This is a genomic window from Flagellimonas sp. 389, assembly GCF_018449435.1.
Lineage (GTDB): Bacteria > Bacteroidota > Bacteroidia > Flavobacteriales > Flavobacteriaceae > Flagellimonas.
Genome location: NZ_JAHCMU010000024.1, coordinates 19,710 through 31,694, shown reverse-complemented (window position 1 = coordinate 31,694; position 11,985 = coordinate 19,710). Strand labels below are relative to the sequence as shown.

Annotated in this window: 8 protein-coding genes; 2 read left to right on the top strand and 6 right to left on the bottom strand. The window is 38.3% G+C overall.

Features of this window, described 5'->3' with window-relative positions; all coding sequences use genetic code 11:
• Positions 1–5: 5 nt before the first annotated feature.
• Positions 6–2,963, bottom strand: coding sequence for a SusC/RagA family TonB-linked outer membrane protein (locus KIM67_RS17595; RefSeq protein WP_213832869.1), 2,958 nt, complete (start codon positions 2,961–2,963; stop codon positions 6–8).
• A gap of 224 nt (positions 2,964–3,187) precedes the next feature.
• On the opposite strand from KIM67_RS17595, the gene KIM67_RS17590 reads away from it, so the two are divergent.
• Both KIM67_RS17590 and KIM67_RS17585 read left to right on the top strand, forming a co-directional pair.
• Entirely contained in the window at positions 3,188–4,237 is a 1,050-nt protein-coding gene (locus KIM67_RS17590; RefSeq protein WP_213832868.1) for a LacI family DNA-binding transcriptional regulator, read from the top strand.
• Between the two features lie 56 nt (positions 4,238–4,293).
• Positions 4,294–6,132, top strand: coding sequence for a glycoside hydrolase family 13 protein (locus tag KIM67_RS17585; protein WP_213832867.1), 1,839 nt, complete (start codon positions 4,294–4,296; stop codon positions 6,130–6,132).
• Positions 6,133–6,515: 383 nt separating this feature from the next.
• On the opposite strand, the gene KIM67_RS17580 is transcribed toward KIM67_RS17585, so the two are convergent.
• The 5 genes from KIM67_RS17580 to KIM67_RS17560 form a co-directional block, all read right to left on the bottom strand.
• Positions 6,516–7,562 carry a DJ-1/PfpI family protein gene (locus KIM67_RS17580; protein ID WP_213832866.1) on the bottom strand — a complete coding sequence of 349 codons (1,047 nt, stop codon included), beginning with the start codon at positions 7,560–7,562 and terminating at the stop codon, positions 6,516–6,518.
• A gap of 83 nt (positions 7,563–7,645) precedes the next feature.
• Complete coding sequence (locus tag KIM67_RS17575) at positions 7,646–8,635, bottom strand: GlxA family transcriptional regulator (protein ID WP_213832865.1); 990 nt, start codon at positions 8,633–8,635, stop codon at positions 7,646–7,648.
• Positions 8,636–8,704: 69 nt separating this feature from the next.
• Complete coding sequence (pruA, locus tag KIM67_RS17570; protein ID WP_213832864.1) at positions 8,705–10,333, bottom strand: L-glutamate gamma-semialdehyde dehydrogenase; 1,629 nt, start codon at positions 10,331–10,333, stop codon at positions 8,705–8,707.
• Between the two features lie 72 nt (positions 10,334–10,405).
• The gene (apaG, locus tag KIM67_RS17565) at positions 10,406–10,792 is read right to left on the bottom strand and encodes a Co2+/Mg2+ efflux protein ApaG (protein WP_213832863.1); all 387 of its coding nucleotides are present in this window, start codon (positions 10,790–10,792) and stop codon (positions 10,406–10,408) included.
• A 3-nt stretch (positions 10,793–10,795) separates the two neighbouring features.
• Complete coding sequence (locus KIM67_RS17560; protein ID WP_213832862.1) at positions 10,796–11,983, bottom strand: DUF3667 domain-containing protein; 1,188 nt, start codon at positions 11,981–11,983, stop codon at positions 10,796–10,798.
• Positions 11,984–11,985 lie beyond the last annotated feature (2 nt).

Sequence of the window (11,985 nt, the reverse complement as noted above, 5' to 3'; positions counted from 1 at the left end):
TTTTATTAAAAGTCCAATGATAATCCAACTTGTACCGTAAAAGGTCTAGGGTAAACATTGTTATCTATACCATTTGTGATTTCTGGGTCAAGTCCATCATAGTCCGTTATGACAAATACATTCTGTAGGGTGCTGAATATTCGCATCCGAGTGTTTTCTTTCCATAGTTTGTCTACAGTGTATCCTAATGTCATATTGTCCATGCGTATGAATGAAGCATCCTGCACATAATAGTCAGAGAAGGTTATCTCATCTCTGGTTCCTTCAAAATTTGAGCGCAGAACCGAAGTTGCCACGTTCCTCAAGTCTTGTCCTATATTAAGGTTTCTGAAATTTCCTCTATTAAGGTCAATACCATTGTAATTATAATTTCCGTAATTGGCACGCGCGGAAAAGCTAAAGTCCCATTGTTTGTAATTGAACCTACTGTTCAGTCCCAGCGTGACCAATGGTGCTGATTGTTTGTAAGCTCTTCTGTCCAAATCGTTGATTTGCCCATCATTGTTCAAATCTCTTACGACTCCTTCCAAGGGGATACCATTCTCATCGTAAACTTGTTCAAAAACAAAGTAACTTCTGGTGGGCTGTCCAACGATATGCCATTGCGCTCCATCATCTCCACCAATTCCAATAAGCGATGTTCCGGAAACGGGTATGCCAGTTCCAGGTTCGTTTCCAGTTTGGAACAAGCGGTCAACTTCATTTTCATTGTATGCAAGGTTGAATCCAAGATTCCAAGAAAAGTCTTCGGTCTCGAATACAGCAGCATTTACGAAGAATTCTGCACCCCTGTTGGTAAGACTTCCTATGTTTGTTGGTAGGCGGTTGGTGAGGTTACTACCTGCCGCTACGTTTACGGTACTTAGTAAATCTTCTGTTTCCCTGTAATATAATTCTATGGCACCTGTGATTCGGTCATTGAACAGACCATAATCCAACCCAACATTATAAGTTGTCGTCTCTTCCCATTTTATGTTTGCATCGAACGGTTGTGCACGTAAAGTGGTCACAAAACCACCCAATTGCCCTGAAGCTCCATTTTGACTTGGTGAGAATTGTGGAAGATAAGGTTGTGTGTCCGTTCCTTGCAATACATCTTGTTGCCCGGTAATACCCCAGCCCAATCTTAGTTTTAAGTTGGATAGTGTTTTGGAATCTTTTAAGAAATTTTCGTCACTTACATTCCAAGCAAAGGCAGCTGCAGGGAAGTTACCCCAACGATTGTCCCCACCAAATCTTGATGAACCATCCCTTCTATAGGTTAGGGTAAGCAGGTATTTGTCTTTAAACGTGTAGTTAAAACGACCAAAAAACGATTGTATATTACTCTCCAGAATTGTTTTTATGACCAAAGGTCCTCCAATACCATCACCTCTTAAGTCTACACTCATACGGTCTTCATAAAAATTTTGATAGGAGTAACCTGCGGTAAGATCTAAGCGTGAGTCTATCTTATCCAGATTCTTGGCATATTTGAAGTACAAATCCATTAATTTGTTTTCCTCATCTTGCTCAAAGTTTCGTGTTCTACCACCTTCCAATAATTGTGAGGATATGGTAGGTGGTTGAAAGTCGGTACCATCACCTATAGACTTGTCAATACCTAAATTCAATGTGGCTGTAATATCTGGGAAGAAATGCAAGTTGTAATCAAACTTGGCATTACCCACGAATCTTCTTGCTATGGCTTGGTTGTCCCTAAGTGTCAACTGTGCCACTGGGTTTGTTATGGTATTCGTGGTAGCCGATCCATCCTCTTCATAGTAGTCAAAAAGACCTGCTGGTAGCGAAGAATCAAACACAGGTTGAGTTGGGTCAAACTCTAAGGCACTATTTATAGCACCAGTATCTGCAAAGTTATTTTCGGTATAGGCTCCCCTTGCATTTAATTCTATTTTCAACTTATCATCAAAAAGTCGTGGGGTTAGATTTATAGATGCAGTCGTACGTTCAAGAGCTTCCGACCTAAGGATACCGTCTTGTTGTGTATACCCGACCGAAGCTCTAAAAGGAATTCCCATAATACCACCAGATACGCTAAAATTAGTATCAGAACCCAAGGCTGTTTCAAAAATTTGTTCTTGCCAGTTTGTATTTGCAGAACCTAAGTCCGCTACTCGATTAGGAAAACGGTCCGCTATGATTTCACGATAATCCGCTGCGCTGAAAACCTCTATCGTATTGCTAAGCGTGTTTACCGAAGCTGAAGTATTAAGCGAGAATTTAAGCTCGCCCGTTTTACCTTTCTTAGTGGTAATGATGATAACACCATTCGATGCTCTTGATCCATAAATTGCAGTGGCTGATGCATCTTTCAAAATAGAGAACGAGCTAATATCGTTTGGGTTTACGAAATCAAAAACGTTTCTGGAACCCGAGTTTCGTTGTTCATCTAGACCTGGGCTATCCAGCGGCACCCCATCAATAATGATCAAAGGGTCATTGCTAGCATCCAAAGAGGAACCACCCCTTATACGAATCTGGCTACCGCTACCTGGAGCACCACCGTTGGTGGTAATATTTACACCCGCAGCTTTACCAATTAATAAATCTTGCGGTGATGCGATAAAACCTTGGTTAAGCTCTTTTTCGGTTACACCGACAACGGCACCGGTTGCATCCTTCTTAGTAGTGGTACCGTAACCGATAACCACGATTTCATCCAACATCTGTGTGTCTTCCGAAAGGGCGGCATCCAGCGTTGGTCCTTCTACGGTCAGTTCCAAAATACTGAAACCAACGTAAGAAAATTGTAGTACGTCACCTGTATTGGCGGTAATCTGGTAAAGTCCATCAAAATCTGTCGTAGTACCTGTTGAGGTTCCCTTGATCACCACACTTGCCCCAGGAAGGGGAAGTCCAGTTGTTTGGTCGATTACCGTACCAGATACAGAAATCTGAGCCAAAACACCTATGGGAAAACCAAATAAGAGTACTAGAAGAAACTTTTGTAGTATTTTCATAGAGTCATTGAGTTGTAGTTTATAAATAAATGTTAAAATACCTTGAAATATGTATCGAAAAGTATGTAAAATTTATCTTAAAAAACATGACAGACGTTGCCTGTGCTCACTTACAACGTTTTCTGGTTGATAACTTTCAATTTAAAGAATAGTTAAAATAACGTTTGGATAAAAATTGGTATGAAAATAATGCCTAGGTTAAATTATTAAATCCATAATTTTTCATGAAACCCAGAATGACCTTGAAGAAAATTGCCAGTGAACTGGGGGTATCTATTTCAACAGTTTCGAAGGCACTTCATAACAACAAAGAGATAAGCCAGGAGAATAGAGATAAAATTCAGGCTTTTGCCAAATTGTACAACTATAGGCCCAACAGTATCGCCCTTAACCTAAAGAACAATAAGAGCAAGACCATTGGTTTGATCATACCGGAAATTGTTCATTTCTTCTTCGCCAAGGTGATAAGTGGTATTGAAAAAGTGGCGAATTCCAGGGGATACAATGTAATTATAAGTGTCTCCAGTGAGTCTATGGAAAAAGAAATCATCAATATGGACCTTATGGTGGACGGTGGTATTGATGGCTTTATTATTTCGCTCTCAAAAGATACGTTGTTTCATCAAGAATACCATCATTTTCGTGAATCTATAAGCCAAGGAATACCTATTGTTATGTTCGATAGGGTTGCCAAAGGATTGGAATGTGACAAGGTTATTATCGATGATAAAAAGGCGGCCAAAACAGCTGTTGAGCATTTGTTAAGAACCGGATGTAATAACATACTTTTATTGACTACCCAGGACTACATCAATATTGGTAAATTGCGTACAGAGGGATATTTGGAGGTTTTGCGTGAACATGATATCCCAATTCGAGAAGAATTGATAGTAAAGGTTGATGATAGAGGAGGCATGGATGATTACCAAATTTTCTTGGATGAAGAAATTAGAAGAAAACTGGATGCTTTCCCCGAAATAGATGGTGTTTTTGCCGTTAACGAAATATATGCTATTACCGTGTTGAATGTTGCTAGAATGAGAAGCTTGGGGATTCCAGATGATCTTTCGGTAATTAGTTTTTCTGATGGGATTTTATCCAGGCACTCACGACCCAGCCTTACAACAATCAAACAAAATGGAATTCAGATGGGTGAAATGGCAGCTAAAATCTTGTTGGATAGTCTTGACTCAAAAGAAGATCAAACCCAATTTTCAACCTATCTTATTGATACCGAGTTGATAGAAAGAGATACGACGAAAGTCATTGTTTAGTAACTTTCCATGTACTAGTTTTGACCCAAATTCATTCAATTTTAAAGCAAGACACCATGAGATTTACAACCCTATTACTTCTTTTTTTGATTAGCTCTGGGTTATTTTCCCAAGTTGAAAAAGTTGAACCGCCCTTTTGGTGGAGTGGTATGAACAATACTTCATTACAATTAATGCTTTATGGAAAGAATATCGCAGATTACGATGTTAATGTTCCAAAAGATATTACTATTACAGGGGTAATCAAGACGGAGAACCCTAACTATGTTTTTGTTACTATTGACACAAAAGGGTTACCGGCAGGAACTTTTGATATTGAGCTTGCAAAAAAAGGGAAAACTGTTTTTAAGCATGCTTATGAGTTAAAGTCACGTAGGGAAGATTCTGTCCTACGAAAAGGGTTTGATTCCAGTGATGTAATGTACCTGATTATGCCAGATCGCTTTGCCAATGGAAATCCTTCAAATGATTCCCATAAAGAAATGCAGGAAAAAGCCAATAGAGCCTTGGAAGGAGGTCGTCATGGTGGGGATATTCAAGGAATTATAGACCATCTTGATTATATCAAGGAGCTAGGGGCTACTGCAATATGGAGTACACCTTTGCTTGAAGATGATGATGAGAAATATTCCTACCATACCTATGCGCAAAGTGATTATTACCGAATTGATCCACGCTTTGGTACCAATGCTGACTATCAACGTTTAGGAAATGAACTTCATAAACGTGATATGAAATTGATCATGGATTACGTGACCAATCACTGGGGAGCCGAACATTGGATGATGGATGATCTTCCCACTTATGATTGGATTCATCAATGGCCGGGATACAGGAATACCTCTTACAGAATGACAACCCAATATGACCCAAATGCTTCCGCCGCGGATGCCAAGCTGTGCATGGATGGATGGTTCGTAGAGTCCATGCCAGATTTAAACCAGAGCAATCCATTGGTATTGAATTACCTTACCCAGAATGCAATCTGGTGGGCAGAGTTTGCAAATCTTGATGGCTTTAGAGTAGATACCTACTCCTATAATGATAAAAAAGGTATTGCCAAATGGACCAAGGCGATAATGGAAGAATATCCAAACTTCAATATAGTCGGGGAGGTTTGGTTGCATAATCAAGCACAGATAGCTTACTGGCAGAAGGATAGTCAAATAGGTGCACTTCAAAGTTATAACTCCAATTGTCCAAGTATGATGGATTTCACCTTGCACGATGCATTGATGGAGGTTTTTAGCGAAGAAGAATCCAGATGGGACAAAGGTGTCATAAAAATCTATGATAATATGGTCAATGACTTTCTCTATCCCAGTATTAACAATCTCTTGGTGTTTGCCGAAAATCACGATACGCCCAGAATCAATGAGATTTATCCAGATATTGAAGATTATAAGCTTATTATGACCCTGATAGCAACAATTCGAGGCATACCTCAGATTTATTATGGTAGTGAGATAGGTATGAAAGGGAAAAAAGATTTTGGGGATGGCGATATTCGAAGGGACTTCCCTGGTGGTTGGGAAGGTGACAAGAACAATGCGTTCACCAAGGAAGGTCGTACCGATTTACAGAATGACTATTTCAACTTTACCAAAAAGGTGTTCAATTGGAGAAAAGATAAATCGGTTATCCATAACGGGAAAACCATGCAGTTTGTTCCGGAAGATAATGTGTATGTCTTTTTTAGGTATACCGAATCCGAAAAAATCATGACCATAATCAATAACAACCCAAAATCGGTGATGTTGGATTTATCCAGATTTGATGAAATGTTACAGGAAGTTGATAGTGGATTTGAAGTAATTTCAAGTCAGAAAGTTGGGCTTGGCAAAGAACTCGTTGTAGAAGGCAAAACCTCAATGATTATTGAGCAAATAGAGTGATTGTTTGGAAATAGTCAGGTAAGGACATTTTATATATTGCGCATATTGTGATAAACCACTCTACATTTTCTAGAATACGCTTTTGCATAATTCCAGAGTGCATAATATCTGTCTAAAAATTGCCATTTCCATTGTAAAAAACGTTGCCTCATAATTTTAAATACATTTAATTTACAATTAATTAACGTTAAATTTACATAAAATATTTTAAACTGTTCGGGTAGCCTTGGCTAAATACCTGTTTGATTGAGTGATATGTTAGATTTAGATTGATTTTACACCATCACTAGAAAGTCAGATGATGTCTTTTAAATAGTATTGAAATTTTTTCTTGCGAGGGATATCTTTAAGTAGATGATTTTTACTCGGATGCTAAAGGATTACTAATTTTCACTAGTCAGTTTTTTGAAAAGTTTTCCATTTTCAGAAAGTAAATAGCCAATGACTTTATTTGAATCATTTCTTTCAAAGTAGATAGGGTCACTATTGATGTCTGAAAAAACGTTTCCTTCTTCATGAAAAATAGGATAGGGAGTGTCATTGATAATGGCGTATAGGTCTTCTTTGCCTGTATTGAACACAATTTGTATTTGACCGTCCTCAAATTCGTACATACCCTCAAATTCTTTTAAAAAGGATATGGGTGTTTTTTCTTCATAAGGACTGTCATTGGATAAAATTAACCCGTCACCTGGTTTCCAATTGTCATATTCCATATTATGGGCTACTCTCTTTGCAGATTTTAATCCTTGGAGTTTAGCAACCAAATGAAGTGCGCCATCGATACCTGCCGAAATACCCGCTGTGGTAATCACTGTACCATTATCTACAAAGCGCACATTTTTCTTGACATCAATTTTGGGATATGAATTTTGAAGGTTATCCAAAGACCTATGAAATGTAGTAGCAGTTTTTCCATCCAAGATTCCTGCTTCGGCCAAAACAAATGCTCCTGTGCAAACTGAAAAATAATAATCCACATTTTCTTGTTTTCTTACCCATTCAATAACTTTTGGATTCTGTGAAGCTGCTGAAGCATTACCACCAAAAAATGCCAGAATATCCGCTTTTGGTGCATTTTCAATACTATAATCTGGATTAACGCTCAATATCCCTTGTGATTTTATAGGGGCTTTGGTGGCGGAAACCGTAAAAACCTTAAAACCTGCATAGGATAACACTTCCATGGGTCCGGCAAAATCTAAAACCTCTACTCGGTCCTGTAAATAAAATGCAATGGTTTTTACTTTTTCTTTTTTCATTAAAGTCATATTGCAAGCAGCACATTTGCCAGGATTATCATATTCTTTAGTATCGCAAGGTAAGTCGCATGGAGGACAAACATAGATATCCGTAACGCTATTTACGCTTTGTGGGTAAGCAAAAGTAATTCCGAATATGAGTGCAAAAAATATCCTATAGCTGTTCATTTTATGATTGTTTGATGTGCTATCAAAACTAGAGCATCATACAAGTTTTTAAAAGGACAAAAGCACTCAGAATAAGGACAAATTTAGAGCTGTAATTTGTTCGGTAAGGGATACTTGTATTTTTTTAGAAGTGTGCGCAATTGATTGCTGCTAGATAAACCGCACATGAGGGCAACGGCATGTACTTTTTCTCCTTTGGATAATAATTGTGACGCTCTTTCAACTCTTAGTTTATCTTGATAATTGCCGATGGTTACTCCAGTGGTTTTTTTAAATAATCGGGTCAAGTTTCTTGGACTCATGCAGACCTGTTCTGCTAAATTTTCGATTTTTAGTTTCTTGTCAAGATTCTGGGCAAGTATATCCTGGACTTGATGGATACGGTTTTCTAAATGATTGCGGTATTGAAGAAAAATGCTGAGTTGAGGGTCATTCTCGGTTCTTCTTAGATATATTACCACTTCTTTAGCAACTTTTGCCGTAAAAACAGGGCCGTAAAGTTCTTCCAAGAGGAATAATGCCAAGTCTATTCCTGATGAAACCCCAGCACTTGAATATAGATTGCCGTCTTTAACCAGTAATCTATCCGATAGTAATCTGACTTTAGGAAACCTCGATTTAAGATCGTCAAAATACTTCCAATGTGTTGTACAGTTTTTTTCATCTAAAAGCCCTGCAAAGGCAAGTATGTATGTGCCCGTGCATACGGAACAGATTTTAGCGCCTTGATTGCGTTGGGTACGTAACCATTCAAAAAAATCATGGTACTTAAGTTTAAAATCTTCAGCATAGAACAGATGGGATTCCATTCCGGGAATAAAAAGTATGTCTGTTTCACAAAGTGAAAAATCTGAAAATGTTTCAAGATTTCCTAGGGCCAAACCTGCACTTGAAAATGCTTTTGCCTTGTTTTCCATACTCAGGTAATGGGCTCTTATTTCCGCTCCATATTCTTTTGCTTCGTAAAACAAATGCGCAGGTCCTGTAATATCCAGTAATTGTACTTCTGGTGGCACAAGAAAAAAAGCTCGATGTACAATAGGATTTGTCATATCAGTCAGAAGAAATTCCATATAAAAATAGCCGTTATTGCTTGTATATAAGAATAACGGCTAGTATAAACTTTAAGCTAAAGCTTTGTACTATCCCAAAAACGGATATCTATAATCTTCTGGCGTTACAAAAGTTTCCTTGATCAGTCTTGGTGATACCCAACGTAAAAGGTTTTGGGCGGAACCTGCCTTATCATTGGTTCCAGAAGCTCTTGCTCCCCCAAAAGGCTGTTGACCTACCACGGCACCTGTTGGCTTGTCGTTAATATAAAAGTTACCTGCGCAATTCTGCAACGCTTTTGTGGCTTCATCGATTGCATACCTATCAGTAGCTAAAATAGCTCCAGTCAATGCATATTCAGATGTTCCATCAACAAGTTCTAAGGTTTTGGCCCAATCTGCATCTTCATAGACATAAATAGTGACTACGGGTCCAAAAAGTTCAGTACACATTGTGGTGTATTTTGGGTCTTTCGTTAGGATAACCGTAGGCTCAATAAAGTAACCAACGGATTTGTCGTAGGTACCCCCTGCAATAATCTCCACATCGGCATCTTTTTTGGCCTGGTCAATATACTTTGCAAGTTTATCAAATGAACCCTCATGGATTACGGCAGTTACAAAATTCTCCATATCTGCGGGAGAACCTGCCTTGTTAATGGATTTTAGGTCTGTTTTTACCAAATCCAGAATTTCATCAGCAGTCGACTTTGGCAAATACACCCTTGAAGCTGCACTACATTTTTGTCCTTGAAATTCAAAAGCACCCCTTACTATAGCAGTAGCTACTTGTTGTGGCTTTGCAGTGGGATGTGCTAAAATGAAGTCCTTCCCACCGGTTTCACCTACGATTCTTGGATAGGTTTTGTAGTTATGGATATTGTTCCCTATCTGTTTCCAAAGTTCCTTAAAAACGTATGTAGAACCTGTAAAGTGAAGTCCTGAAAAATCTGGACTTGAAAGAACTGTATCCGTAATCATCACTGGGTCCCCAAATACAACGTTAATAACACCATCTGGCAATCCAGCTTCCTTGAACACATCTATAATAACCTTTGCTGAGAAAACTTGACTATCGCTAGGCTTCCAGATAACTGTATTTCCCATCATTGCAGCACTTGCGGGCAAGTTTCCGGCGATGGCGGTAAAGTTGAAAGGAGTTATGGCATATACAAAACCTTCGAGAGGTCGATATTCCACACGGTTCCAGATGCCTTCCGCAGATTCTGGTTGTTCCGTATAAATCTGAGTCATGTACTCCACGTTGAAACGTAAAAAATCGATAAACTCACAAGCAGCATCTATTTCGGCTTGGTGGATGGTTTTTGATTGTGCCATCATGGTGGCTGCATTGATTTTAGCTCTATATGGACCTGCAATCAATTCAGCAGCTTTTAAGAAAATGGCAGCACGTTGTTCCCAAGTCAAATTTGCCCATGCCTCACGTGATTCCAGACAGCTCGAGATAGCTTGTTCTACATGTTTTTTTTCGGCTAGATGAAACTTTCCAACAACATGTTTGTGTTCGTGTGGGGGTGACATGGATTGTGTATTTCCCGTTCTAATTTCTTCTGAACCTATATATAGCGGGACCTCAACGGTTCCTTTGTAGTATTCATTGTATTGTGCTAGTACTTCCTCGCGTTCCGGGGTGCCCGGAGCATAACTTTTTATAGGCTCGTTATATGCAGTTGGAACTTGAAAAAAACCTTTTCCCATTATGGTGGATTTAATGTGTTAAAATTCCATCAAAGGTAGTAAAAGGAAAATCGATTCTAAAATGATTTCTAACTAGTTTACGGCGAAAGGGGCGGCAAATTTAAAGGTGGGAATATCCACTTCAAACTCTTCGGATGAAGTTAGGTTTACCATGTGATAATATCCTTGCATGGCACCTATGGGAGATGCAAGCAAACAACCAGAACTGTATGTATGCGACTTACCTGGTTTGATAACTGGCTTTTTGCCAATAACGCCTTCACCATCAACAGCTTCCGTTTCTTTTAGTGCATCGAAAATATCCCAGTGTCTAGCTGTAAGTTGCACCGAATCTTTACTTTGATTTTCTATGGTAACGGTATAACCAAAGGCATAGTGCATTTTATAATTTTTAAAAAATGTACCCTCGAAAGTAGTCTGTACAGAAACCTTTATCCCTTTTGTTATTTGAGTAAACATAAGCTAATACGTAAAAGCACTTCCTGTCAATAATATTAACACCACAAATACTGCTAAAAAGGTGAATATCGTATTCAGAAAAATGTATTTGACAATTGTTTTAAATCTTCCTTGCCCATAAAACTTCCGCATCGACTTATATAGGTAAATACCGAAAATCAGTAAAAACATACCTGAGCTGGCCGTATCAAAAATTGAATCTATTACTAAGCTAAGGATGAGCAAGATAAATAATAAAGACTGGTTGTGGAAGCTAAAGATAAGATGATCGGTGTAGGTATAATTTTTTCTGATGTATACCACCCAAATAAAAATAGTGAACACAGGTAAAAAGAAAAATATCACAAACGGTAACTTGGAAATGGTGGCATTTAAAAAGCTTCCCGGCTCTCGAATAGCCTTTAATAAACTGTTGGAAGAATTAAAAGCTAGTTTATCTTCAAAGTTGTTCCCAATTCCATATCTGGCTTCGACATCAGAAAAATTTCTTAAGGTATCTTGCCTTATTTTTTTGGTGAAGAATTCCATTTTCGAGAATACATCGCTCCATCCGGTACTATCGTTTATACTTTTAAAATAGGTCCTTGGATTTGCTTTAATGAGCGAATCTTTTCTTTTGGACTTCTTTTCCAAATCAAAAATGTCAATGGAATCCAATAGTTTCAGTTGTTCTGATATATTGGTTTCGGGAATCTCTATAGAATCTAATCGTGAAAGGACTTTTTCAGTTTCTTTTCGTACTACTAGGCTATCCTCAGGGGTTAAATCAAGGGACATTACCTCCGCTTGTTCAAGCTTTTCATCAAAACCTTCAAAAGCCTTGTCTACTGCTGAAAACCGATTGTTGTAAGTGAATATCAAAAAGTAAAGAAATGCCAAGCTAAGTAAAAATCTAAAGGGATTTGTGTAGGCAACACGTTTTCCGTTAATGTAATCCTTGGTTATGGTACCGGGTTTGATTAAAAGTGCATAAAGGGTTTGCAGCAGTTTAGAATCATAGTTGACCAGGTTAGAGAAAAACTCATCAAAAAAATCTTTAAGAACAAGTTTCTTGGTGCTGTTAGCCTGAGAACAGTTTGGGCAATATCTATCACTAATATCTAAAAGGTGACCGCAATTTAGACAATTGGTTCCTCTAAACTTGAGTTGGTAGCGGCCTTTGGTTATTTGGTTTGGTTTGGTTTTTCCCATTC